At 32.4% G+C, this 26159-nt stretch carries 29 protein-coding genes; all 29 read left to right on the top strand.

All coding sequences use genetic code 11. The features are described from left to right. Nucleotides 1-101: 101 nt before the first annotated feature. On the top strand, nucleotides 102-515 hold the full coding sequence (locus RWL85_RS03180; protein ID WP_314084937.1) for a hypothetical protein: 414 nt from the start codon (nucleotides 102-104) through the stop codon (nucleotides 513-515). Between the two features lie 608 nt (nucleotides 516-1123). Continuing rightward, nucleotides 1124-1255 carry an HNH endonuclease gene (locus RWL85_RS08555; protein WP_399533503.1) on the top strand — a complete coding sequence of 44 codons (132 nt, stop codon included), beginning with the start codon at nucleotides 1124-1126 and terminating at the stop codon, nucleotides 1253-1255. A gap of 157 nt (nucleotides 1256-1412) precedes the next feature. Then, on the top strand, nucleotides 1413-1967 hold the full coding sequence (locus tag RWL85_RS03185) for a phage terminase small subunit P27 family (protein ID WP_314084940.1): 555 nt from the start codon (nucleotides 1413-1415) through the stop codon (nucleotides 1965-1967). Continuing rightward, complete coding sequence (locus RWL85_RS03190; protein ID WP_314084942.1) at nucleotides 1967-3652, top strand: terminase TerL endonuclease subunit; 1686 nt, start codon at nucleotides 1967-1969, stop codon at nucleotides 3650-3652. Before RWL85_RS03185 ends, RWL85_RS03190 begins: the two co-directional genes overlap by 1 nt. Before the next feature lie 175 nt (nucleotides 3653-3827). Continuing rightward, on the top strand, nucleotides 3828-5084 hold the full coding sequence (locus RWL85_RS03195) for a phage portal protein (protein WP_314084944.1): 1257 nt from the start codon (nucleotides 3828-3830) through the stop codon (nucleotides 5082-5084). Beyond that, a complete protein-coding gene (locus RWL85_RS03200; protein ID WP_314084946.1) occupies nucleotides 5053-5730 on the top strand; it encodes a head maturation protease, ClpP-related in 678 nt (225 codons plus the stop codon). Before RWL85_RS03195 ends, RWL85_RS03200 begins: the two co-directional genes overlap by 32 nt. After that, entirely contained in the window at nucleotides 5731-6855 is a 1125-nt protein-coding gene (locus tag RWL85_RS03205) for a phage major capsid protein (RefSeq protein WP_314084949.1), read from the top strand. A 4-nt stretch (nucleotides 6856-6859) separates the two neighbouring features. Next, nucleotides 6860-7141: a hypothetical protein gene (locus RWL85_RS03210; protein ID WP_294681931.1), complete on the top strand. Its 282-nt coding sequence runs from the start codon at nucleotides 6860-6862 to the stop codon at nucleotides 7139-7141. Between the two features lies 1 nt (nucleotide 7142). Next, nucleotides 7143-7445, top strand: coding sequence for a hypothetical protein (locus tag RWL85_RS03215; protein WP_314084955.1), 303 nt, complete (start codon nucleotides 7143-7145; stop codon nucleotides 7443-7445). Next, nucleotides 7426-7785 (top strand): head-tail adaptor protein, encoded by a 360-nt coding sequence (locus tag RWL85_RS03220; protein WP_299323511.1) that lies wholly within the window; start codon nucleotides 7426-7428, stop codon nucleotides 7783-7785. Before RWL85_RS03215 ends, RWL85_RS03220 begins: the two co-directional genes overlap by 20 nt. Further along, nucleotides 7775-8122, top strand: a complete 348-nt coding sequence (locus RWL85_RS03225) for a hypothetical protein (protein ID WP_314084960.1) — start codon at nucleotides 7775-7777, stop codon at nucleotides 8120-8122. Before RWL85_RS03220 ends, RWL85_RS03225 begins: the two co-directional genes overlap by 11 nt. After that, entirely contained in the window at nucleotides 8119-8547 is a 429-nt protein-coding gene (locus RWL85_RS03230) for a hypothetical protein (RefSeq protein ID WP_314084963.1), read from the top strand. Before RWL85_RS03225 ends, RWL85_RS03230 begins: the two co-directional genes overlap by 4 nt. 11 nt (nucleotides 8548-8558) lie before the next feature. Next, nucleotides 8559-9218 (top strand): phage tail protein, encoded by a 660-nt coding sequence (locus RWL85_RS03235; protein ID WP_271964730.1) that lies wholly within the window; start codon nucleotides 8559-8561, stop codon nucleotides 9216-9218. 51 nt (nucleotides 9219-9269) lie between these two features. Continuing rightward, nucleotides 9270-9716, top strand: coding sequence for a hypothetical protein (locus tag RWL85_RS03240; RefSeq protein ID WP_314084966.1), 447 nt, complete (start codon nucleotides 9270-9272; stop codon nucleotides 9714-9716). Nucleotides 9717-9778: 62 nt separating this feature from the next. Continuing rightward, on the top strand, nucleotides 9779-9901 hold the full coding sequence (locus tag RWL85_RS03245; RefSeq protein WP_271964728.1) for a hypothetical protein: 123 nt from the start codon (nucleotides 9779-9781) through the stop codon (nucleotides 9899-9901). A gap of 9 nt (nucleotides 9902-9910) precedes the next feature. Continuing rightward, nucleotides 9911-14065 carry a phage tail tape measure protein gene (locus RWL85_RS03250; RefSeq protein WP_314084968.1) on the top strand — a complete coding sequence of 1385 codons (4155 nt, stop codon included), beginning with the start codon at nucleotides 9911-9913 and terminating at the stop codon, nucleotides 14063-14065. Then, a complete protein-coding gene (locus tag RWL85_RS03255) occupies nucleotides 14049-14771 on the top strand; it encodes a hypothetical protein (protein WP_314084969.1) in 723 nt (240 codons plus the stop codon). Before RWL85_RS03250 ends, RWL85_RS03255 begins: the two co-directional genes overlap by 17 nt. Beyond that, nucleotides 14771-17020 (top strand): phage tail spike protein, encoded by a 2250-nt coding sequence (locus RWL85_RS03260; protein ID WP_314084971.1) that lies wholly within the window; start codon nucleotides 14771-14773, stop codon nucleotides 17018-17020. Before RWL85_RS03255 ends, RWL85_RS03260 begins: the two co-directional genes overlap by 1 nt. Further along, nucleotides 17020-17628 carry a hypothetical protein gene (locus RWL85_RS03265; RefSeq protein WP_314084973.1) on the top strand — a complete coding sequence of 203 codons (609 nt, stop codon included), beginning with the start codon at nucleotides 17020-17022 and terminating at the stop codon, nucleotides 17626-17628. The genes RWL85_RS03260 and RWL85_RS03265 overlap by 1 nt, the downstream gene beginning before the upstream one ends. A gap of 8 nt (nucleotides 17629-17636) precedes the next feature. Further along, complete coding sequence (locus tag RWL85_RS03270; protein ID WP_314084975.1) at nucleotides 17637-18020, top strand: hypothetical protein; 384 nt, start codon at nucleotides 17637-17639, stop codon at nucleotides 18018-18020. A gap of 13 nt (nucleotides 18021-18033) precedes the next feature. Then, complete coding sequence (locus RWL85_RS03275; RefSeq protein WP_314084977.1) at nucleotides 18034-20229, top strand: gp58-like family protein; 2196 nt, start codon at nucleotides 18034-18036, stop codon at nucleotides 20227-20229. Then, nucleotides 20222-20401, top strand: coding sequence for a hypothetical protein (locus RWL85_RS03280; RefSeq protein ID WP_314084979.1), 180 nt, complete (start codon nucleotides 20222-20224; stop codon nucleotides 20399-20401). The genes RWL85_RS03275 and RWL85_RS03280 overlap by 8 nt, the downstream gene beginning before the upstream one ends. 1 nt (nucleotide 20402) lies before the next feature. Further along, a complete protein-coding gene (locus tag RWL85_RS03285; RefSeq protein WP_314084981.1) occupies nucleotides 20403-21218 on the top strand; it encodes a carbohydrate-binding protein in 816 nt (271 codons plus the stop codon). Beyond that, nucleotides 21205-21468, top strand: a complete 264-nt coding sequence (locus RWL85_RS03290) for a hypothetical protein (protein WP_314084983.1) — start codon at nucleotides 21205-21207, stop codon at nucleotides 21466-21468. Before RWL85_RS03285 ends, RWL85_RS03290 begins: the two co-directional genes overlap by 14 nt. Nucleotides 21469-21495: 27 nt before the next feature. Further along, nucleotides 21496-21930, top strand: a complete 435-nt coding sequence (locus RWL85_RS03295; protein WP_314084985.1) for a hypothetical protein — start codon at nucleotides 21496-21498, stop codon at nucleotides 21928-21930. Nucleotide 21931: 1 nt separating this feature from the next. After that, the gene (locus tag RWL85_RS03300) at nucleotides 21932-24136 is read left to right on the top strand and encodes a hypothetical protein (protein ID WP_314084987.1); all 2205 of its coding nucleotides are present in this window, start codon (nucleotides 21932-21934) and stop codon (nucleotides 24134-24136) included. 14 nt (nucleotides 24137-24150) lie between these two features. Then, nucleotides 24151-24414, top strand: coding sequence for a phage holin family protein (locus RWL85_RS03305; RefSeq protein ID WP_314084989.1), 264 nt, complete (start codon nucleotides 24151-24153; stop codon nucleotides 24412-24414). A 380-nt stretch (nucleotides 24415-24794) separates the two neighbouring features. Beyond that, nucleotides 24795-25316: a PBECR4 domain-containing protein gene (locus RWL85_RS03310; RefSeq protein ID WP_314084991.1), complete on the top strand. Its 522-nt coding sequence runs from the start codon at nucleotides 24795-24797 to the stop codon at nucleotides 25314-25316. 46 nt (nucleotides 25317-25362) lie between these two features. Further along, nucleotides 25363-26085: an SH3 domain-containing protein gene (locus tag RWL85_RS03315; RefSeq protein ID WP_314084993.1), complete on the top strand. Its 723-nt coding sequence runs from the start codon at nucleotides 25363-25365 to the stop codon at nucleotides 26083-26085. Nucleotides 26086-26159: the final 74 nt, after the last annotated feature.

Consider the following 26159-nt stretch of genomic DNA (forward strand, 5'->3'; position numbering starts at 1 on the left):
GTTATCTAGGTGAGAGATAACTTTAAAAATAGCATTAAGTGTCCTTCCGAAATTAAAGTAGTGTTGATATCCAGCTCTATCAACACAGTAAAGGAGATAAGATGAGAGAGTTTAATTATACAAGAAACGATGTAGATTATTATTTAGAAGCAAGACACAAGATTAAAAGGCAGTTAAATATATATTTAAGAGATAAGTTAAGTAGTATTGATGAGAATAAAACTAGCAATAATACTTTTACAAATGCTAATGAGAATAATTTAGTTAATAAACTTTCTGATTATGATTTCGAAAAAGATAGTTATGCATTGAAATGTATTGAAAAATTTGAAGAGCAATTAGTAGATGTTAGAGATAGAAAGATACTTAAGTTTAAGTACACATATAACCTAACAATAGATGAAGTAGCAGAAGAAGTATGTTATCATACGAGAACTGTAGAAAGAAGAATACAAAGCTTTAAAGATAAATTATATAATATTATGAACGATAAAGATTTAAGAGAAAGAGCTTAAATCTTTTTTTTATTTGAAAATATAAAATATAAAAAATCTGGAAAAATAAATTAGAGAAAAATTTAAAAGAAATAAAATCTAAAAAGAAAATAATATTTAAATTAGATGAGCAAGTAAATAGATTTACAAGAGGGATATAGATATGAAGTATAGCAATCAATGTATAGTATAATGAACGTTGAGGCAGTAGTGTAACAAACTATAGAAGATAAGAAGAGGCTAACGTTAATCTTAAATAAAGATATTCTAAAGTGAATTAAAAGTTGTCGGAAATGTCGGGTTTGTCTATGATATAATATTAGTATCCAATACTACATAATTATTAATACAAGCGTATATTGTATACGAATATTAAGAGATAGTTTAATTGCTATCTCTTTTTATTTTGGAAATAACTTAAGAAAGAACAGATAGTTATGAAAGAATGTAAGCATCACAATTGCAGAACACTTATTAAACGTGGTGCATATTGTGATAGACATAAACAAACACAAAGTAAATATTACAATGAACAAAGAAAGAATGATGATGCAATGAAGTTCTATCGCTCGAAGGAGTGGAGGGAGACAAGGCAAGAAGTACTTAAAAGAGATTGCTTTACTTGTGTGATGTGTGGTGGCACTGCCAACCTAGTGCATCACAAGGTGGAAGTAAGGACGGACTGGAGCAAGAGGCTAGAGATGAGCAACCTTGAGTCGGTATGTCGTAACTGCCATAATAAGATAGAGCATTACAAATAGGATTTTATCAAGCCTTTTGGGAAATATTTCCCAGGGATACCCCCCTGAAAAAATTTGAAAAATAATTTTTGCTTACGAGCGGGCGTCTCTTTTTTGCACGCAAAATGCGTTTAATTATTTTTTCCAAATGAGATTTTTTTAGGAAGGTGGTGATACTTTGGCAAGAAAGGCTGAACCTATGTCATTAAAGCTTTTAGGAGGTAATAGACAGAGGTTATCAAAAGAAAAAATAGAGGCACGAAAAATAGAAGAAAATAAGCTAAAATTATCAAAAGATAAATTGAAGCCTCCGAAGTGGCTTGGAGATTTAGCGAAGAAAGAATTTAGATATATTGTCAGTCAGACAGATTCTATTGATCTTTTAAATAATCTAGATGTTCATGTTTTAGCTGTTTACTGCGATACTTATGAGAAGTATGTGGAATGCAGTAGGATTATTCAAGAAGATGGTTTAATTACAGATAAAGGTTACACGAAAGAAACAGAGAGAGTTTTAAAACGTGGTTCTAAAACAGTAGAAAATGAAAGAACGGTAGATTATTCTATGGGGCAACATCCTCTATTAATTAGACAAAAAGATTTATTTAATATCTTACGTTCACTTCAATCTGAACTTGGATTGACACCAGTAGCACGTGCTAAAATCGCTATGGATAAAGCATATGAAGAGTTGCCAAAAGATTCTGTTCATGAAAGGTTTGGTAATATCTAATGTTGAAAAATGCAATGAAAAAATGGGCAGAAGAAGCTGTTAATGGAAATCGTTTAGTTTGTGAAAAAGAGAAATGGGCATGTATGAGATTTCTTAGAGATTTAGAAAGAGAGGGAACTAAAGAGTTTCCTTTTATTTTTGATGAGGACAAAGCTATGAGATTTCTAGAATGGATGTCATTATTTAAACATACTAAAGGTAAATTGGCAGGTAAGAATATAGATCCTGCACCTATTCAAATTTTTAACTGGTCAAATATATATGGATGGATTCATATAGAAACTGGCTTAAGAAGATTTAGAAAATTTTATTATCAGGTAGCAAGGAAGAATGCAAAGTCTCAAGATGTTTCTTGTTGTTTATCTTATGAGATATCTGCCTTTGGTGAATCTTCAAGTGAAGCATATATTGGAGCTACTAAAAGAGATCAAGCGAATATTGTTTTTAAAGAAATAAAAGCACAATTACAAGGTAGTGAAGTTAGGAATAAATTTAAGATTACTAGAAGCTTGATAGAACATGAAAGAAGTAATAGCTATATTATGGCTTTATCCAGAGATTCTGGGAAGACTGCAGATGGATTTAACCCTCAAGTAGGGGCAATGGATGAGTATCACGCACATCCTACAGATGAGATTTTAGAAGTTATTCAATCTGGTCAAGGTGCAAGAAGTCAACCATTAATTGTTATTATTACAACTGCTGGATTCAATTTAAACAGTCCATGTTACGCTACAGAGTATGAATATGTTTCTAAATTATTAGATCCTAATAGTCCTGTAGAAAACGATACTTACTATGCTATGGTTTGTGAACTGGATAAAGGTGATGATATCAAAGATGAAAGAAATTGGATTAAATCTAATCCTATTCTTGCAAGCTATGATGAGGGTATAAAATTCTTAAGAGATAGGTTGAAAGAAGCAATTGATAAGCCTGATACTATGACTAAGTTTCTTACTAAGAATATGAATATTTGGGTAAATGCTCCAGAAAATAAATATATGGATATGGAGAAATGGAAGCTGTGTGAAGTACCTGATGATGAATTAGAGGGTAAACCTTGTTTTGTTGGTGTCGACTTATCAAAAAGATTAGACTTAACTGCAGTAACCTCAATATTTGTACTAGGTGAAGGTAAGTATGCAGTTAGAAGTAAAGGATTTATGCCAGAGGAAATGCTACAACAAAGAATGAATACTGACAGAGTAAACTATAGTCTTTGGGTAGATGAAGGTTGGATAACAACTACTCCAGGAGAAGTTATTGATTATGATTTCGTTATTGATTATATAGAAAGCTTAAGAAGTAAGTATAGTATTCAAGAAGTATGTTATGATCCTTATAATGCAACTCAATGGGCACAATCAATGGAGAAACTGGGATATTTAATGATTGAAGTTAGACAAGGTGTCTTAACGTTGAATGAGCCTACAAAACATTTTAGAGAGTGTGTGTATGAACAAAAAATACATCATGATGGAAATAAAGCCTTGACTTGGTGTCTAGGGAATGCAGTTACAAAATTTGATGCACAGGATAATATCATGTTAGATAAGAAAAAATCTACTGATAGGATAGATATGGCTGCTGCTGGTATTTTCGCTTTTACTCGTGCTATGTACAGCGATAATATCGGATATGATCTAAATGAAGAAATAAGTAAAGGAGCGTTTAGTTTCTAATGAAAAAATTAATAAGAATTTTAATAGGAATTCTATTCCTTTTGAGCCTCGTATCATTTGTGTACGCAGGCTTTTTATTATGTAAAACATTAGGATTTGTAGTGTTGGGAGTGGTTCTAATGCTATGTACTTATGTTTTAGATACTAATTTAGACACTTAGGAAGGAGGTGAGAAATGAAGATGATATTTAGAAATAAGACACCAACAGGTAGTGAAGTGGCAAGTGATTTAAGAAATCCTGCTGATTGGTTTCTCAATCTATTTAATAATCGAGGAAACAATGTTACAGAAGAAAGTGCTATTAGTACTTCAGAAGTTTATAGTTCAGTAAAGGTTTTAGCTGATGATTTAGCAAAGTATCCATTGAATTTACTTTATGACAATAAAGGAACTGTAGAGAAAGCAAAAAAACATAGTGTGTATAGTTTATTAAAAGATAAGCCAAATAAAAATATGACTAGCTTTGAATGGAAACATTTAGTCATGACACAGTTAAATCTGTGGGGAAATAGCTATCATTATTTAGAAATTGGAAGAAATGGTCAAGTAAAGGAGATTGTTCCGTTAGATCCTAGAGTTACAAGCGTACTATATCATGCTGAAACAAATTCAGTAACCTATAGAACAATCTATAAAGGTAAACAAGTAACTTTGAATAGTGATGAATTACTACATTTTAAAAACTTATCTATTAATGGTTTGATAGGACGTTCTCCTGTTCAAGTATTGAGAGAAAGTATTCAAGGAAACCAAAAAGGACGAGAAATGGCATCTAACCTCTTTAAAAGAGAGGGCATTCCGTTAGCTATATTGAAAGCTACAAGAATACCATTGACAGCTGAAAATAAAGAAATAGTTGCTGAATCATGGAAAAAGCATCTTGAAAATAATAATGTAGCTATTCTGAATCCAGATCTTGATTATCAAAGTGTTGGAATTCCACAATCTGATGCACAGTTTATCCAAACTATGAAATACAACAAAGCAGAAATTGCTAGTATTTTTAAAGTGCCACCATATAAATATGGTGATTACAGTGGATTAACCCATTCTAACGCTTTATCACAATCAATGGACTATGTAAAAAATGTTATGTTGCCATACGTAACAAATATAGAGGCTGAATTAAATACTAAAATTCTAACAGATTTAGATAGAAAAAGAGGCTATTATTTCAAGTTCAATATGGAAGCTGAATTAAGAGCAGACCAAAAATCACGAGCAGAATTTTATGAAAAAATGCAACATGTTGGAGTTTATACAATCAACGATATATTACGTTCAGAGGATATGTCAACAATTGATAATGAGTATGGTGATATGAGATTTATGTCATTAAACTATGCTCCTATCGATACTATCAAAGAATATCAAATGTGGAAAGCAGGAGCAAGAGGTAATGAACAATTGGAAGATGAAAGCCTTAAATGAAGATAAGGCGGAAATTTATATCTATTCAGATATCGGTTATGACTGGTGGGAAAATAAGTCTACAGCACAAATATTCGCAGATGAATTAAACTCATTAGGTGATGTTAAATACATAGACTTACATATTAATTCAAATGGTGGAGATGTGTTTGATGGGCAAGCCATTCATAGCTTAATTAAACATAATAAAGCATATGTGACAGCATATGTTGATGGTTTAGCTGCTTCAATTGCAACTGTAATTGCAATGGGAGCAGACAAGGTAGTTATGCCAAAAAATGCCATGATGATGATTCATAATGCATGGACTGGAATGTATGGAAATGCAAATGACTTAAGAAAAATGGCAGATGATTTAGATCACATTAATGACAGTATAGTTAGTACTTATTTATCTAAAGCTAAAGATAAGACTACAGAAGAAAAAATCAGAGATTTAATGGATAAAGAAAGTTGGTTAAATGCTGATGAATGTTTAGAACTAGGATTATGTGATGAAATAGCAGAGCCAGTAAAAATGGCAGCTTGTTTAACTAAAGAACAAGCACATAAATTTAAAAATGTTCCTAAAGAATTAATTAAAGATAATTATGAATTTCAAACGGAACGAGCAAAGCAATATTTAGAATTTTTGGAGGTTCAATAAATGAATAAAAAATTAAGAGAATTATTACAATTAAAAGCAGAAAAAGTAGAAGCTGCAGAAACAGCAATTAATAATGGTGATAAGGAATTAGCTAATTCTTTAGTAGCAGAGATTAAAAATTTAACAACTGAAATTGATAATATTCAAAACTTAATCAGTTTAAAAGACGATGATAAAGTAGTTGATATGACAGTTGAAAACAAAGTAGAAACTGGAGTACAAGCCCTACAAAGATATATAAAAACAGGTGTAGTAGATGCAGCAGGCCCATTAAAGGAATCTGAAAATGAAAATGGTGGATATTTAGTACCTAAAGATGTTCAAACAAAAATTAATGAATATAGACGTTCATTTATATCTTTAAAAGGATATGTAGATGTACGTAATGTTGTAGTTCCATCGGGTAGTGAAGTTTACGAAAAAACAAGTCAATTAGTTCCACTAACTAATATGACTGAATTAGGAGAAATTGCTGAAATGGACGGGTCAACGTTCGAAAATATCTCTTATCAAGTAAAAAATTATGGAGGTATTTTACCAGTATCAAGATTCTTATTACAGGATACTCCAGAAAACTTATTAGCATATTTAGCTAAATGGTTTGTTAAGAAACAAGTTGTTACTGAAAACAAAGAAATTTTAGAAGTATTAAATTCATTTACGAAAAAAGCTATTACCAAAGTAGATGAAATCAAGACAGCGATGAATATTACTTTAGACCCTGGTTTCTTAGATAACACTAAAGTGATAACAAATCAAAGTGGATTTGATGTATTAGACACTCTAAAAGATAAAAATAACAAGTATCTGTTACAAGAGGTTGTAACTGAACCAACAAAACGTACTTTATTTGGAAAAGAAGTTGTTGTATTACCAGACACACAATTCCCTAAAGAAACAGACGGATCATTCCCGTTATATGTAGGTGATTTACATGAAGCAGTTCGTGTATATTCTCTAAATACATTAGAAATTTTATCTACAGATGTTGGTGGTAAAGCATTCACACGTAATTCATATGATACACGTTTAATCACTAGATTTGATGTTAAAGCTGTAGACAAAGAAGCAGTAGTTAAATTAACATTTACTAAAGATTTAGCAGTGGCAGTGCCATTAGGATAGGCTTATGTTTGATATTTCAGATGATTTATTAAAGCAATTCAAAGATAAATTACATATACTTCATGATGATGAGGACGACAATCTAAAGAGGTTGTTGTCTTTTTCTTATGAAATTCTTTGTGAAAAATGTGGTTTCTTTGATATTGATAATAATGAGCAAGGAAAATCATTAGTGTTTGAGAGAGCAAGGTATGAATACAATGATAAATTAGAATATTTTGACACTAATTTTTTAGGTGAGATGTCAAGTCTATTAATAAGAATTGAAAAAGAGAGGTACAGATAAAATGGTTAAAGTAAAAGCATTACAAGTATTTGAAGATTTATATACAGGTACAGTTTATAAACCAGGTGACGTTTTGGACATTACAAAAGCTAGATATGATGAATTCAAGAAAAACCTATCAATTTATGGTGGAGAGTTCTTAGAGTTAGTTGAGGAAGGAACAGCACTAGTAGAAACTGCAGAAACTGAAACTAAAGTAGAAGCTGCAGAAACTGAAACTAAAGTAGAAGCTGCAGAAACTGAAACTAAAGAAGAAGTTAAGGAAGCTCCTGTAGAAGAAACTGATGAAGCAAAACAAGATTAGTCAATCTTACAATGATGGAATAGTAAGGTTTATTAAATATACTCATACAAAAGATAAATTTAATACTAAATTATCTGATAAAACTGAAAAGGAAATCAGAAAGTTTTGGTTCAGATATTTAGGTGTAACAGCTAATGAAAAGTATCAGTCTTTACAAGTAGATACAGAAGTTTCTACAAGGATTGCTATTAGGTTGTTTCACAATATTAATGACTATTTGTTAAGTGATCTTTATGTGATTATAAAAAATAAATCTTATGTTATTTCAAGAATTTATCATAATCATGTGAAAAATGAAACTGAATTATCGTTGGTAGAGGTGATTAGAAATGACCATTAAGGAATTAATATTTCAAACCATAACTGGTATGGAATTGAACATTCCATATTCATATGGATTTAGTGAAGAGACTGATTTTCCAAAAATAGTATATTTTCACGTAAATACAACAGAAAAAAGACTTTCTAACAAAAAGAAAATTAAACACCATGTATATCAATTAAATTTCTATGATCTAGTGCCACACGATTTAGACAGTTCAGAAATTTTACGAAAAATACAAAACTCATTAGAGGATAACACAAAATTAAATACTGGTTCTTGGCAAGAAGTAATTGATGTGAATGCTGATAAAAAAGAAAATCAATTCATGTATTACCTGGAGATTTACTCATGACAAAAGAGTTTGGCTTTAGTGGAGCAATTGCTAAGTTAAATAAGATTAGCAGTAACGCTAAATCTATTAATAGCATAGTAGAAAAAGAAGCAGAAGAAATTAAAGATGATGCCAAAAAAATTGCCACTAGTAAAGGTTTAAAAGTGACTGGGGCTGGTGTTGAGGGAATTATCGCAAAACATGCATTATATGAAAGTACAGTAGGTTGGGCAGGTAGGCCCAACCTACATTTATATTTCCATGAAGTAGGATTTCATGCTGGATTTTCTAAAGCAACTAGTAGAGAAAGACGTGGTAAACGTGCAAGAAGATATAAAAAAGGTAGTAGAAAATATGTTGCTCCTAAGCCACATATTAGACCTGCAGCATTACAACACAAAGATTCATTTGCTAAGAAAGTTAAAGATAAATTATTAAATAAATAGGAGGAACTGAAATGACAGTAACTAAAGAGAGAGTAGACGGAGCATTACTAACAGGTATTGGTGCTGGATATTTACAAAAAGTAAAAACAGAAGCAACTAGTGAAAGTGGATTAACGTATGAGGACAAAACATATGAAGTGGCGGCAATCGATAAAGTAGCTTTTAAAGGACAAAAGAAGGAGAAATCAGTATATCTATCAAATATTAAAGTTCGTGATATTGTTAAATTCTCAAGTGTTGAGATGACAGTAGATATTGGTTTCTTCCCAGAAGGTTTCGTAGAAGAAATGAGTGGAATGATTAAACTAGCTAATGGTGTATTCGTTCAAGGAGACAGCCCTAAATATAAACAGTTTAGATGGTCGTTCCCTGTTACAGACGAAAACGGAAATGAAATTATCTACAACTTCCCTGTTTGCCAATTGAAAAATCCAGATTTCAATGCAGAAACAGAAACTGATGAGAAAAAAGAAAACATTTCACAGGTTACTATTGAGGCATTCCCAGTAATTGGAAGTGATAATAAATCTGTATACGCTAAAATTGACTTACGTACAACTAATTTATATGATCGTGAGAAATTATTATTAAATGGTTTCTATGATGCAGCAACTTTAAAAGCTTGTATTAAAGAAGGGCAAACAGATTCTACAGTAGTCCCTAGAGGATAATAAATAAGATTAAAGAGCCGACATAAGTTGGCTCTTTTTTGGAGGTATTAAATGAGTATTTTTAAAAAAAATATAGAGACTTTTAAAACAGATATTCTTGGGTATGAAGTTGAATTAAGATGTAATTTAGCAGTTTGGTTACATTTAGAAGTAGATTTTGGTATTAAACAAGGTGATTGGGTAGATGTTATTACTAAAGAAAAAAATATAGCAATTGCTAAGTTTTTAGTATCAATTTTGAAAGCTAATAAGTTAAAAACAACACTTGAGGAAGTTTTAGAAAATGTCACTGATACAGACTTGGAAGTATTTCTTATAAAATATCAAGAAGCTATGTATGGAGACCAAACAGCAACATTACTTCAAATGTTAGGAATTACTGATGATAGCGAAATGGGAAAGAGTTTTTTAGAAGAACAGGTAGAAGACCTAGTTCATACACAACCAAAAGTAGTGAGCAGGAATCCGAAGAAAGCCAAGAAGAGATACAAGAAATAATAGATTGGGATGATTTATTTTATAAGTGTAGAACTTGGTTCAACATGACTAAGGATGAATTTATGTATGATTATTCATTCGACTATATTATTTACATGATAAATAGATATATTAAAGAAAATTATACAATAGATGATTCTGAAGAAGAAGGTATGCGAGTTACTAACATAAGTAATGTACTGTAGGAGGTAAAAATGGCAAATTACATGGATAAAGTCGGTGTCATACTGACTGCAGAAGGTGTAGGGTCTTTTACCTCTGCTATCAAGCAAGGTGAAAATGCCTTACGACAACTTCAAGCAGAAGCTAGAAGAAATATAGCATCATTAGGTAGTGGTGCAAAAGCATACGATATCTACAAGGCAAAGATGAGTGGATTAACTACTCAAATGAAGCAATCAGCAAGTAATGTTAATAGTTTAAAAGATAAATATGATGCTTTAAAAAAATCTACTAGTGAGATACCGAAAGAGATTGAAAAGTTGTCGAATGCTTTCAGGCAAAAACAATCAGTTCTAAAGACTAATGGAACGTTGTTACAAAGTCAAAAGGAGCATTTAAAACACTTAGAAAGCACTTATGGTAAAAGTAGTGCTGCTGTTCAGAAATATAAAGAAACAGTAGCAAATACAAGCAAAGCATATAAGAAGACTGAACAAGAAGTCAAAAGTCTTGAAACGCAAATTAAAGGCTTAAATAGTACGTTAAGTACTCAACAAAAAGAATTAGGAGCATTACCAACTAAAATAGCGAATGCTGAAACAAGCTATTTTAAATTAAGAGATGCAGTTGAGAAAACTCATACTGCATTTAGAAATAGTGGTGGTAGATTAGCTGATACTGCTCAAAGATTTAATGATGTTGGAACTAGGGCACAAGTTCTAGGACAGAAAATGTCGGGAGTTGGTGACGGCTTAACGAGAGCTACAGCTGGGATATCATCTGGAATGTTATTAGCTGCTAGAAGTGCAATTAATTTTGAAAGTGATTTTGCTGGAGTAGTAAAAACTGTAAATGCAACTCCAGAACAGCTAGAAAAGATTAGGCAGAGTTTCTTAAATCTTTCTACAGAAATTCCAGTTAGTGCAAATGAATTAGCGAGAATAGGTGAAGTAGCTGGACAATTAGGTATTAAAACTGAAAATATAGTTGACTTTACAAAAACTATTGCTGATTTAGGAGCTACTACAAATTTAAGTAGTGAAGAGGGAGCAACTAGTTTAGCTCAATTCATGGCTGTAATGGGAACAAGCCAAAGTAGTATCAGAAATCTAGGTTCTACGTTAGTAGAATTAGGAAATAACTTTGCGACAAATGAAAGATCTATTGTAGAAATGTCTCAAAGATTATCTGGTATGGGTAAACAAACTAATATGTCAGAGGCTGATGTATTAGGATTAGCGGCTGCAATGAGTACTGTTGGTATCGAGGCAGAAGCTGGTGGTAGTGCAATGACACAGGTTATGACAAAAATGCAAAATGCTGTAATGTCAGGTGGAGAAAACTTAGGTAAGTTTGCAAAAGCTGCTGGAGTTAGTGCAAGTGAATTTGCTAATGCATTTAATAATCGACCTGTAGAAGCTTTAGAACTGGTTCTTAAAGGTCTAAAACATGTAAAAGAAAGTGGCGGAAATGTTAATGAAGTACTTGAATCATTAGGGGTATCAGGTATTCGTGAAGCAGATGCAATGAAGAGACTTTCTGGAGCATTAGATGGTGATAGTGGATTAGGTAAAGCCTTAGAAATTGCTAATAAAGGATGGAGAGAAAATTCAGCATTAACTAAAGAAGCAAGCATCAGATACCAAACAAGTGCTAGTAAAATTCAAATGGCTAAGAATGAAATTCAAAAAATGGCAATTGAAATGGGTTCTGAATTACTTCCGAGATTAGCAGAAGTGTTACAACATTCTAAGCCAGTTGTGAAAACATTAGGTGATATGATGGTATGGTTTAGTAAACTACCACCTGCGGTTCAATTAGCCGTGTTAGGTATGGGTCCATTCTTATCTGTTCTAGGTAGATTAACAACTGGTGCAGGTGCAGGAGTTAAGAGCATAGGTACTTTGATTCAATGGTTAGGTAAAATCAGAACTGGTAAAGCAGTGGCTGATGTTGCCAAATTAGGTACTGAAATTGCTGGAGTAGGGACTAAGGCAGCAACTACTGGAAGCATGGCTTCTATGCTAACTAATCCATATGTAGCAGGTGCTGCATTAATTGGAGCTGCTTTTGTTGGATTAGGATATGGAATATATCGTGAAATGACAAAAGACAGTAGAAATCATGAAGCATCCGTTGAACAAACAAACGGGAAGTATAAAGAGTGGTACAATCAAGTGATTAAAGGTGCAACACAATCTGGAAGTGCAATCGATAGATTAAAAGGTGATGTTCAAAATAATAGTAAAGCCATAGTTGAAGAAGCTGAAAAGATTAAAAAAGCCAATACCTCAATCATAGAGAGTCTTGATAGAAACTTTAAAAAAGGCAGTTGGTATTCTTCAGATGGTGAATTAAGAAAGAAACTAAAAGAGAATCTATCTTTAAGTGATGAAGATGTAAATGAGATTGAAGGTAAGTTTAGAAACTATGGAATTATGTTAGGTAATTCATTATCAAGCATTCAATCAAGCTATCTACAAAATAAAACTATCACAGCAGATTATGCAATGGCTCAGATAAAAACTGTTAATGATTTAACATTGACTACTATTGAGGGTATTGAGAAGCGTCGAAAAGCTGAAATGGATAGACTAGAGGCTTTGAAAGCACAAGGTTTAATAGAGGAAGCTGAATATAAAAAACAAGCTGAATTTATAAAACAAACCTTTGATACTCAAATTAATTCAGCAAAAGAAGCACAGGGAAGAATTAAAGAAATTCTATCTAATGCTGCAAAAGATCATAGAAGTTTAACAACTCAAGAGATGAATGAAATAGAGAATCTCTATAAAAGATTAGGTAAAAGTGCTGTAGAGGCTGCAACATCTAGTAAAGAAGCTCAAGAACTTCTGAAAAAGGGAATGGAAGAAACAGCCTTAGCCGCTAAAATTGCTGCATTAAAACAAATTGGATTGATTACTGACACTAAAGAAGAATACATTAATAATTTAGGTTCTATTGAAGCTAAAGTAAAAGAAGTTAATGAAATTCTGAATAATTGGACTAGTCACTCTGATATTAAATCAATAGGAATTAAATTTGAAGGTCATGATCTTGTATTTAATTTCAAAAGCGATTATGAACGACTTATGGCATTACCAGATATAATGAAAGCAATAACTATTGCAGAAAGTCAAGGTCGTACTATTAAGATGACTAAAGAAGACTTAGATTGGTTGGATAAGAAAGGAATACATCCTAAAAATGTTGAGATTGTAGATAAAGCAAGTCTTCCGTTAGATAACATTAATGGAAAAATAGATACATTCAAAAATGCTAGTTTACCTCCTAAATCAATTATGTTAAGAGATGAGGGAAGTACAAGTATAGATAATGTATTTAATAAGGTATTAAATTACAATGCACAAGTGATTAATGAGAAGAAATTGACTGTAAAAGATAATGCAAGTCAACCAATTACAGATGCACAAGGAAATTTAAACACATATATCAATACTAATCCTGCTGAAAAAGTACTATCAGCTAGTGGAAATGCCAGTCCATTTATTCAAGATGCCACAGATAGAACAAATGTTTTTGCAGCAACAAATCCAGCAACTAAGAGTATTATGGCACAAGGTAACGCAACACCATTTACAGACGCAGCAACAGCGAGCACAGAAAGATTTAATGCAACACCTACACCTACAAAAAAATTAGAAGCTGAAGATAATATCACACATAAAGCGAACAGTGCAGCAGAAGCTATTAGTGCTATTCCATTAGTTATTACAACAACTTGGAATCTTATCAAAAACACAATTAGTGGGTATTTCGGAGGAGAACATGCTACTGGTGGACATATCGGAATGCATGCAATGGGTGGACATATTGGGATGTTTGCGACAGGTGGAAACATCAGTACAACTCAAAACTTACCACCTAAATATACAGGTATCGTAGGAGAAGCTGGCCCAGAATTATTCCAAGTGACAAGAAGTGGTGTAAATATTACACCATTATCAACAAGAGAGAAAATTAAAGGAATAAGTGGAACGTTAGCAGAACAATATGGAGCGAATAATCCTAATGTTAATATTACCATCAACGTGACAGGTAATAATATAAACAACAAAGAAGACATTGATACATTAGTAAAAGAGATTGAACAAAAACTAGTGAGATCTATGAAAGAATACAAAAATATGAGTTTTGGAGGTGGTAGAAATGTCGTTACATTATAATGAGTTAATCTTCAAAGGGAAGTCTACCGCCGATTTTCCCTTTGAAATTTTTGTAATAGAAAATGATGGAATCAATAAAGGGAAAAGAAAAGACAAAATATTTACATCTGATGATATGTCAGGAGGAATTGTAAGAACTTCTACAGCTTATGAGCTTGTAGAAAAATCATATAAGCTATTAATCCACAATGTAAAATTAAACCAAATCAATGAATTATTAGTGTGGTTAGAAGGTAGTGGCAAATTAATAGCCTCTGATAATCCTGGAAGATACTATGAGGTGTTAACAGTATCTGCAGTTAGAGCTAGACTAGGTGAAGTAGATGAATATGAAATAGATGTAGTATTTACTTGTAATCCATTTTCATATAGCGTTGCTTCTGATATCAAGACATACACAGGAAATGGGATTATTAACAATGAAACTAATGTAATAATGTATCCTAAAATTACTCTATATGGAAATTCAACGAGTGGCACATCATTAACCATAGGTAATCAGGTAGTCAGATTAAAACAACTATCTGAAAAGTTAGTTATTGAATGCAAACAAGGAGAACAAAATGTATATGACAAGAATGGAAATTTATTAAATAGTGTAATGCTAGGAGCGTTTTTTGAGATTAAACCAGGAGTGAGTGGGATTGTTCTAGGGAATGGAATTACTAAGTTGGAAATAGAGTGTAGATGGGGGGCGTTTATTTAATGTTATGGTTATATGATGAATTTGAAACGGATTTTACTTATAACGGAATAGTGTTGAATAATGCTTACGATTCAGATATTCACTGGGTGTTAAATACAATGTATAAATTAACATTCAAATATCCAACTGTTGATAACGATATATATTCATTCATTGAAAAAGGTATGATTGTAAAAGCTGATGAACATGACAGAACAAACTTATTTAGAATTAAGGATATTGATATATCTGAAAATGATAAATGTATTACTGTCACAGCTTATCAAAAGAACTATGATTTTAGTAAAAGGTTAGTGAATAACTTCAGTAGAGTTAGAGTTGGTTGTATGTCGGTCTTAGATGAGTGGTATAGCAACTTTCTATCAACTGAAAAGGATTTTTCTTATTATTCTGATATAGATGATACAAATTCATTCTCTAGTTATAAAGACGAAAAAGACAGCCAACCTAAGGTATCATTTGAGCTACTAGGTGAAATAGCAAGTTTGTATTCTGCAGATATAGATATGCATGATAAGCAAATTAGTTTATTAAGTAAGCTAGGAAGAGATACTGAAGAAGTACTGACTACAGCTAAAAATATTAGTGAATTTGTTAATACTAGTAATTCTGATGAAATAGTTACTAGGATATATGCAACTGCTACTTTCAAAGTTGGTGATAAAGAGGATAAGACAGATTTACAAGCAAGGCACAGGGAAGAGTTAAGAGCTTTAAGGCAGTCTCAAAAAGAGTATTCACAAAGTAGGAACGCTGAAAAAAAATCTCAACAAATTCAAGAAGAGATAGCTAAGAAGTATGCTAAGGAACTTGCTAAGCAAAATAAATCAGTTAAAAGAAGTGGAACAACATCAAAATCATATTCGCAAATAGAATCAGAAGTTAGAGCTAAATATCAAGAACGAGAAAGTAAGGCTCAACAAAGAAAAATAGAAAGCCAAGCACTTGCTGATAGAAAGAAATCTGAAATAGACTCTTTAAAAGCTCAACAAAAAGAGGAAACAGCTTCTTTAGATCAAGAAGTAACTATAAGTTTAGCTGTAGAAAGTCCGTTGATTAATGATTATCCTTTCATTAATGAAATATCGATTTCTAACAACGATTTAAGAACTGCTGAAGAGTTAGAGGAATGGGCTATGGAGTATTTCACAAAAGGAAATATTGATAAGCCTAAAAACTCTATTAAGGTAACTTATGAACAGCTATCAGAAAATATTAATCGTGGTGATACTGTAATTTTAAAATATTTAAAATATGGTGTAGATGAAAGAATAAGAGTAGTTGAAACTCACTATGATCCAATGTTAAAAAAATGGAAAGAGTTTATTCTTGGTGAAAAAGAGGGTAGATTAGGTTCAGAAGTTTCTCATTCTAGTAGTGGAGCTGAATTTAGAGCTAATGCTTATACAGACCGTTTATCAATCGATATCGAACGAAAAATTAAAGAGCGAAGTGAAAATTATGATAGGTTATTTAAGAAAAACTCTGATGAGATAACAAAAAGAATCGAGGATGGATTCGAAAAAGCTAAGGCTTCGAGTGAAGTGAAAACAGCAAAAATTGAACAAGATTTGGAGTCGAAACTAACACCTCTTAGAGAAGAAGTTAATAATATTGTTAATGATTTTACTAAAGGTTTACCAGAACGTATCAAAGAAAATCTAAAAGGAATTGATATAGATAATTCTAAAATCGAGGAATTAAAAACTAAAATCGAGGAAGTATCAGAAAAAGCAGAAACTACCTTGAAAATGGTTGGAAGTGATGGTACAGAGAGGTTTAATAAAAACAGATTAGATGGTGGTACTGAAAGGGATATTCCGTTAGGAACACCATTTATAGAAATATCTCATAACGGAGATGGTTTTGAAGTTGGTAAATCTTATGTTATCAGTTGGGAAGCAACATGTAGAACACATGATAATTTCAACGTTAAATTTGTATTTAATAGGTTAATCGAGTTTCCTATTAAGGTAACTATGACACCAACCAATACTCTATATCCTACTGCTGAAAAGACTTTTACAGAGCAAGAGGGGATTATATTTAGTGTTTATAACGGTGGATATAACATCTCTTTTGAAAGTGAGTGGTATAAAATACAAAACATTTATAAAAACATTACAACAAACACCACTATCAACGTAGAAGTGAATTATAAAGATTATGCGGAGGGAATTGAAACAGCAGAGTATCGAGGTGAGTGGAACAATGAACCTAAATTTATTTTTGATGGAGGAGGTAATTAATGAGTGAAAAAATACAAATACGTATGCAACAAAAACGAATGAGTGCAAGCGACTGGAGTAACAGTTCACTTATTTTATTAGATGGAGAGTTAGGTATCGAATCTGATACTGGCTTTGTTAAGGTTGGTAATGGTACTAGTAGATTTAGTGAGTTGCAATATTTGACTGGACCTAGAGGAGAACGTGGAGAGCGTGGTCCACAGGGTATTCCAGGATTGCAAGGTCCACGTGGAGAAACAGGACCTCAAGGATTGCAAGGAATACAAGGTCAAAAAGGTGAAACTGGAGAGCGTGGACCAGCTGGTAGAGATGGTGTAGTAACGTTTGAAAACTTATCTCAAGCACAAAGAAACACTCTTAAAGGAGACAGAGGAGAGGCTGGACCAACAGGACCAAGAGGAGAACAAGGGCAACAAGGTATTCCTGGACCGCAAGGACTTAGAGGTGCAACTGGAGAACGAGGACCACAAGGACCAGCGGGAACAGCAGGTGAAAACATAATAAACCAACTCAATAGACAACCTTTAAAATACTGGTGTGGAACTGAACAACAATATAACGCTATTTCAAATAAAGACCCTAACACAATATATGATGTATTTAAGTAGGTGTGTATATGAGAGATAGAGCAAAGATAATAGTTAACAATAGAGAAGTTGGCAAAAGATATTTAGGTAGTAGGTTGGTGTGGGAAGCAGAACCAGCATTAAGATTAATATTTCAAAAAGATAATGTTACTATAAATCCGTTTTTTGTAAGTTATTTGTTAGAAGTAGGAAATAACAATATACCTGAAAATAGTGTTACTCACATTCAAATTAACAATAAAGAAATATTTAAATTAAAAACAGAGAAATTAATTAAACCCCCTCAAGCTCCTACTATGTTAATGCTTTCAGATAACGAAGTTGGACTATATAAATACTTTGAAACAGCAAGTTGGTATAACAATGGTAACGGAAAAAAAGTTGTAAGTTTGAAACTTTATACTAGTACGTAGATAGGAGGTAAAAATGGATATAGAAGTAAATGACAATAAGCAACAAGCTAGCTTTAGAAATGGAAAATTCTATCACACATTCACACCTACTACTGCTAATCAGACTGTAAAACTCTATCATATGGGATGTGTTGGAGATACTAGATTAAATCGTATTCAGTTAGAACAAGGAACAGAGCCAACTGGCTTTGTTGCACCTAAACAAAGCACAAATACATTAAGTGGTATATTTAAAAACTTACGTGATTTAGATGTTAAGATGACAGACCCTGATAGCGACTTCTGGACTAGAATTAAGAAGACTGCTAGAGGAACAATTGAGGAATATCACACTACCACGTTAAGTAATGAGATAGTTAAAACAGCAGAAGGAATTGTTGAAAGACAAACAAGGACTATTAACTCTAGTGTAGATGAGAAAATCGATGGAGTAAGAACTCAAATCGACACTGTTATGAATAATAGAGTAATAGCGTTGACTTCTGAATCAAAACGTTATGCTGATGGTATATCGGAAACTTTAACAAGGAAAATAGATGGTGTAACAAATAGTGTTGCAACAGTAACGCGAAATGTAGATGGTGTAAGTAGTAACTTATCAAGAATAAATAGTGAGCTAGCTAGGACGATAAGTAATGTTGACCAAAAAGCGGATAGAATATCTAATAGTGTAGCAACGTTAGAGAGTAATTCGTTAAGAAAAAATGAGATTTCTATAACTAATACTGGTATTCAGTTAGGTTCAGGAAAAGTAATTGATGGACGAACAATATCAAGTATCTTAACAACACAACCTGAAAATATTAAAGCTATTACTGATAAATTCATAATCACACCTGCTAATGAGAATTTAGTAGATTTTGAATATAGAGCAAGTGCCGTTTCTAATGAACGTGATTTATGGTTAACACCTAAAATCCAAGATGTTAATTTAGAACAAGGTGCAGAATTTATATTTGATGGTTCGGTTAGTACTCAAGTTGTTAATCGCCACGATATTAAATTCATGATTGAAGTTAAAACAAAAGATGGTAATTATCGCTGGTATCAAGTTCCTATTATGAATGCTAATACTACACGAGACTTTTTAAATAGCAATGTGACTTTACAAATTCCTGAAAATATTACAAATATAGAATATTATAGACTAGGTATTTTACAAGACACACGAAGTAATTTTGTTATAGCAAATGTTACTCTACCTAAAATCTACAAGAAAAAATCGGCAGAATTAACTGTTGAAGGTTCGATTGAGGGGCGACACATTAAAGCTAAAACGCTTGAAACTGGTCACCACAAGGCAGGTAGTATCACTTCAGATATCATTGCTGCTAATGCGGTCAAAGTTGGGAATTTACTTGTAGATGATGCAATGATTCAAGCATTTGTCGCTCATAAAGCTTTCATCACAAAGCTTTGGGCACAAGATGCTTTCATTAAGAATTTAAATGCTATAACGGTTACGACTACGAAGATTGAAGCTGATGATTTACAATCCTATACAGGACGAATAGGTAATTTTATCTTAGGTGAACACTGGGGTGGTAGTGGTCAATGGATAACTGGAGCTAATAACTTCTCAGTTGGAATGAGTGATGGTTCATGGGATAGAACAGCATTGTGGGTAAACTGGGGTAGTAACTGGGATTATGCAGGAAATGAAGCGTGGTTTGTTAAACCAGATGGAAAAATGATGTGTTACAATAAAGCGGAATTTTGGAATGAACCAGTAATACACGGAAATTTAAAAGTAACAGGAAATATTGTTTACGATAATGGTTACGGAAGTGGGGTGTGGTGTTATTCACCAATTTATACCGAAATAAACAAATCAGGTAATAGATTATCATTGACAGGACAAAATAAGCTGAAAGATTATATAAATATTGACTCATTGATATCTGACAGAAGATTTAAAAGTAACATTAAAAAATCTACTGTTAACGCATTAGAAGTACTTAACAAGTTTGAAACATATTCATTCACACGTAAGTATAGAGAAGATGTTAAAGATATTGAATTGGGAATAATGGCACAAGATGTTAAAGAATATATGCCAGAGGCTTTTGTAGACCATCCAGGAGGATATTATACTTATGAACCGTTCGAAATGCAACCATACCTAATCAAAGCTATTCAAGAATTATCACAACAAAACAAAGAATTACAACAAAGAATTATAAAAATGGAGGAAAAAATAAATGGATAATACATTACAACCGATTGATTTAATCGCTCAAGAATTGAGTGAAAAAACTATGCAATTAGCTCATTATAAAGTTGCTTACAATGAATTAAGCAAAGAGTTAGAAGCTAAAGAAAAAGAGATTGAAGAATTAAAAAAAGCTAAAGAAGAAGTAAAACACGAGGAGGTACAATAACATGGCTTTAGAATTAACAACAAGACAACCCAATCCAACAGCAGGAGGATATAGAAGTGTAAATGTCTACTTCAGTTTAACTACAGGTGGAGTTTATTTTAACGGTAATGTAGAGTTGCCAGGGAAATTTGCAACTGTGAGTGATGCTGAAATTTTAGAGGAAGTTAGAAAGCAAATTGCTATTAATTTATATACTGGAGAAGCAACTCCAGCACTAGTAACTGAATATGCTAACCTTAACAAACAAGTGGGTATTCTTACTGGTAATAAACAAGATACAGTAGAACGTGAGAAAGCATTAACTAAGTTTGCTAATAAAGTTAATAAAGGCAACGATAAAGTGATTATGGCTTTACTTTTAAATGTGCTAGATCCTAAGACTATTAATGCTAAAAAAGATGTAATAATCAACGCATTTGACTCTTATGAAGTAAATGTAGTTTACTCTGTAGGAGATAAATTCAAATATGAAAACAAACTATACGAAGTTGTAGAAGACCACACAAGTGTTGTTGAGTGGATTCCTAGCAATGAGCCAACAAAATATAAAGAAATCGTGCTTGAACGTGCTGAAAGTGAAAATAAAGAGCAATTAGCAGATGAAGACCATCGATATATTACTAAAGCACAATTAGATGAAGCTGTAACAAATGCTATTTCAACAGTAATGTCAATGTTCCAAGATTCAGAGCATGATGATAAAGAAAATAAAGGAGACCATGAAAATGAAACTACCGAACACACTACACAACCTACAGGCGAAAGCAATCAAACTTTACCACAAAACGAAGGAGGTAATACTCATGAAGTTCAGTAAGAAAGTATTTGAAGCGAAAAATCCATTCGTTAAAATGTTTGTAAGAGAGGTTTTAAGAAAATCAAAAACTATAGAACAAGTTCCTGATATTGGGAATTTAAGAGAAGTTGTAAGTGCAGAAGTTGATAGAATTGAAAGAAATTCTCAAGAAAGTTACAAACTAAAAGAGGTAGTCACACCAACATCAACTGTGAACGAAGCACCAAAAGAAACTATTGAATCAGAAAGAAAAGAAGAGCATGCTGAATAGCATGTTCTTTTTTTAAAGGTACTCTAAATGACAAACTATATTTTGCAATTTATATTGCAACTTTTTACGGTAGCAATCATTCCATTAGTTAAGATATGGTTTGACAATAGCAACAAACAAATAGCAGAGCAATTTGAAATTTTAAGTAGGGAAGTAAAAAGCACGCAATATAGAACTGAAAAGCAACTTGATAGAGTAAGTATGGAAGTAAAGAACACACAAGATAAAGTGGATGAAGTAACTCAAATCGGACTGCAGAACAGAGATTCTAATAAAAGCATTATGTCGTATAGATTACATAAGGAATTTAGCGAAGCTATAGAGCGTGGATATACGACAAGTGAAGATTTATCAGAATTAAGTGGATTATATAAAAGCTACGCAGAAATAGGTGGAAATGGTAAGATTGAAACTTTATTTAATCGATTTAGAAAATTACCTATAAATAAAAAGGAGGGATAGTATGAAAAAAGTAGTAAGAACTGATTTTAATAGTACTACCTTGCGTAGAGGTGTTAGAGATTTAAACGTACAACTTTATTCTCATGATAAAAATAATGCTGGATTTGAGTTTGTGATTAAAAATGAAGTAGATTTATCGCAATATAAGGCTAGAGCGTTGTTTGATTTTCGAGAAACTGATATAACATGGGAAACTACTGGAACTATTGAAGGAAATGTAGTTAAAATTAAATTTGATACTGATCTAATATCGAAATGTGAGGAAGTAATAGGATATTTATTTTTAGATAGCGAAACTGATTCACTTGATATATTTAAATTTAAGTTTACTGTAATTTTATCTGAAATTGACAAACAAGAAGTAGGTAAACGTGGATTCAGATATATTAAAGATGAAAAGGTTGTAGATGTAATTACACGTTCTGAACTAGAAGAAGAGCTTAAGAAACTACAAGTAAACAGTGGTATTGACTTAAATAACTATCTAACTAAAGAAAAAGCAGAAGAAATTTATGCTACTAAGAATGAAATACCTAACGTTACTAGCTTTGCAACAACTAGCGATATTGCAGAAGCTAAGAAAAGTGTTGTAGAGGAAATTAAACAACTAGGTTATGCAAAAACTACAGAAATTCCTGCTGCATATAATGATAGTGCATTGACAGAACGTGTTACTAATCTTGAGAATAAAGTTGATAAGGATACAGTATATGATGATACTGATTTGAAAAATCGTGTAGTAGCTTTAGAAAGCAAACCCGATATTGATACTTCAAATTTTGCTTTAAAAACAGAAATACCACAACCCTACAACGATAGTGGTTTAGCAAGTAGAGTGCAAGCTTTAGAAAACAAACCTACTACTACAATTACATCTTATGATGATTCAGAAGTAAATAGACGTTTGACAGAATTAGAAGCAAGACCTACTGTTACAGCTTATAATGATAAGCCGTTAAGCGATAGAGTAAGTGCTTTAGAAAACAAACCAGACAATAATACAATATATGATGATACAGCCTTAAGTAATAGGGTTAGAGCCCTAGAGGACGCACCAAAAGTAAATGTCGAGAATTTCGCTACTAAAGATGACGTGGTGGCGTTTAACAGAGAACTTAACAACAAAGTATCAAACACGGACTTCGAGGCGTTTAAAACGACTATACCGACGCCGTACAATGATTCTGACTTGGTTAAACGTGTCTCAACTCTTGAGACAAAACAAGATAAAGATACAGTTTACAACGACGAACCTATTAACGAACGTTTAACGGCTCTTGAGAGTAAACCTTTCGATACATATTTGACAAAAACTAAAGCAGATGAGTTTTACGTTAAAAAAACAGACTTACCAGAGCCGTATAACGACAAAGCATTAAGCGACCGTGTCTTAACTCTTGAAAATAAACAAGATAACGACACAGTCTACAATGATACTGAGGTTAAAGAACGTTTAACTGTATTGGAAAGTAAACCTACTGTAGATACATCAAAATTCATTACTGAAGAAACTTTGACAGCTAAAAAAATTGTAACTAAAGATGAATTGAATACTCTTAAACCTAATCAAACACTATCACTTAACAATGGTACATTAAGTATTAGTGGTGGGAATAGCGTTGCACTACCTGCTAGTCAATATGAAATTCACGGAACTGGAATGCCGAACGGTGTTGTAGAAGCTGAAATAGGTACTACTTATGTTGACAAAAACAAAACTAACGGAGCTTTCAAATGGATAAAAACTACTAACGGAGGCAATCAAGGTTGGGAAGTTTTAAGTGGAGATACTGGTTGGAGAACACTAAATTCTGTGTCTAAACTAGGTAACTCTTATGTAAAAGTGAGACGTGTTAACAATGAGGTAACATATCTATTTGGAGGGCTTTCTTGGGGATGGTTCGGAATTGTGAGACGTGGTGGAGCTGGATATGTTATGCAAACTACGGATACAGAACGAAACTGTTTCATCGTAGGAGAACATGGCATTCCTGCCGGATTTAGAGCACCTAACTCATTAATCGGTTCTATATACAATGATAGAGGTACAGCGTATGGAACGTGGTATGTTGGAAACGGTGGAGACGCAAACCACTTAAGATTTCAATTCTTAAATCCAGTGCCAACGGATAGTGATATTGGAGATATACGTGTAAGTCAAATCAGCTATTTAACAGACGACCAGTGGCCGCAACAATTACCATAAAGGAGGTGAAATATATGGAACAATTAGAATTTTTAAAACCAGCATTAGTATTTTTAATAGTAACATTACTTGGAATGTTAGGTAAGTTTTTGAAAGAATCAAAATTCTTTCCTAATGAAATGATACCTAATTTTCTAGGAGTGTTAGGAGGATTAATAGGAATAATACTATTTAAAGATGCAACAGCGATAACACTTGGAGTTGGTGCTGTTGGTGTGCATCAAATTTACAGACAAACTGTAGGAAACAATTATAAAATTGATAATTCAGAGAAGTAGTGATATAATTTAAATATATCAATCCCCCTGTTCCTATATAGGCAGTTAAGCACTGAAACAGGGGTTATTTTTGTAGGTGTCAATAGAAAAAATTGACAAAAAGTAAAGTTTATATTAAAATAAATTATGAGCTAGAAAGAAGCCTTTTAATCGTCTTTCCAGTCTCGACCCGTTTAAACGCAAATAATCTATAGTGATATAGAGGTGTAATAGAAGCACGTTGCACCGCTTGGCAGAGCTTAAGAACTGTTCCCTTGCGATAAGCCTAAGAAGCACAACAGTAGGGAGTTAGTTGTTCCACTATCAACAACTAATCGATTGTCCCGTACGGAGACTACTTCCGTTCCGTGCTTATTTTTTATCTTTATATAGGAGGTTGTATGGATAGTGATGCAACATTACAAAGCACATTAGAAGATTATCAAGAAAAATTTTGTAATAAAAAATGTTTGTTAGAGTTGAATTATAAAAAGATGAATGATGTAATGGTTGTATTTAGTGAAACTGATTTACATCATCTATTAGGACTTCACTATGTTTTACCTAAGAATATTTACGCTAATAAAAGTATAGAAATGATAAAAAATAATGAATTATTAATTTCTGATTTATCTGAACATCAAGATTTTTTCAAGATGTTTTCTAGATTTAAGAATTATAATTTTATTGAGAAAGTATTTTATGGTAAAGAAATAAATATATGTGTTGTAGATAAAGATATCCCTAGAAATGGTATGAAATTAAATTTAGTGGTATATGAAATAACTGGAAGAACCGCTATAGTATTAGGTTTAAGAAAAATTAATAATTCTTATAAACTGGTTACTTTGCATGAAAGTGATTCTAGAAAATATAATAAAACTCGTAGAACGACAATTAAAAATATAAAATGGTTAGACTAAGTAAATTCTTAGTCTTTTTATTATATAAAAATTAGGAGGATAAATAATGAATGATATTTTAGTAGTAGAAGCTAAACGAATAGCTAATTTAGGAGTAGGAGTAGACCAAGACGGAGCATATGGTACACAATGTGTTGATTTACCTAACTATTTATCAGTAAAATATTTTGGTAAAGCATTGTGGGGTAACGCTATTGATTTATTAGATAGTGCAAAAGCGTTAAGATATAGAGTAGAATATAATGAGGCTGGAAACTTAGATAGTAAACCTAAAGCTGGAGCTATCTTTGTAATGGATACCACATATATATATGGTCATCCGTTCGGACACACTGGAGTAGTGATAGAAGATAGTGATGGATATACTATGAAAACTATTGAGCAGAATGTTGATGGAAATGCAGATAGTTTATATGTAGGTGGACCTGCACGCTATAGAGAACGTAACTTTGATGGTATTATAGGTTGGTTCTACTTCCCAACAGATGAACTAGAAGGAGAAGCAACTAGCGTTTCTAAATTACAATCACTACCAACAGTCCGTGTTTACACTGTTGGTGTAGAGAAACTTAATATCAGAAATGCACCATCTTTAAATTCAGAAGTAGTAGGAACTTACGAAAATGGAGAAGAATTTAACTATATGGAATTTTGCTATGCAGAAGGTTATGAATGGTTATCTTATATCTCAAATAGCGGTGTAAGACGTTATGTAGCTTCTATGAACCTAGAAACTGGAGATACTTACGGAACATGGAAAGAAAAATAACTAAATAGATCTTTACAGCCCGGTAATAGCCCCCAAAATTTGGACAAATTTTGGAGGGCTATTTATTATGAAAT

The sequence above is a fragment of the uncultured Gemella sp. genome, assembly GCF_963515875.1.
In the GTDB taxonomy this organism is placed as follows: Bacteria; Bacillota; Bacilli; order Staphylococcales; family Gemellaceae; genus Gemella.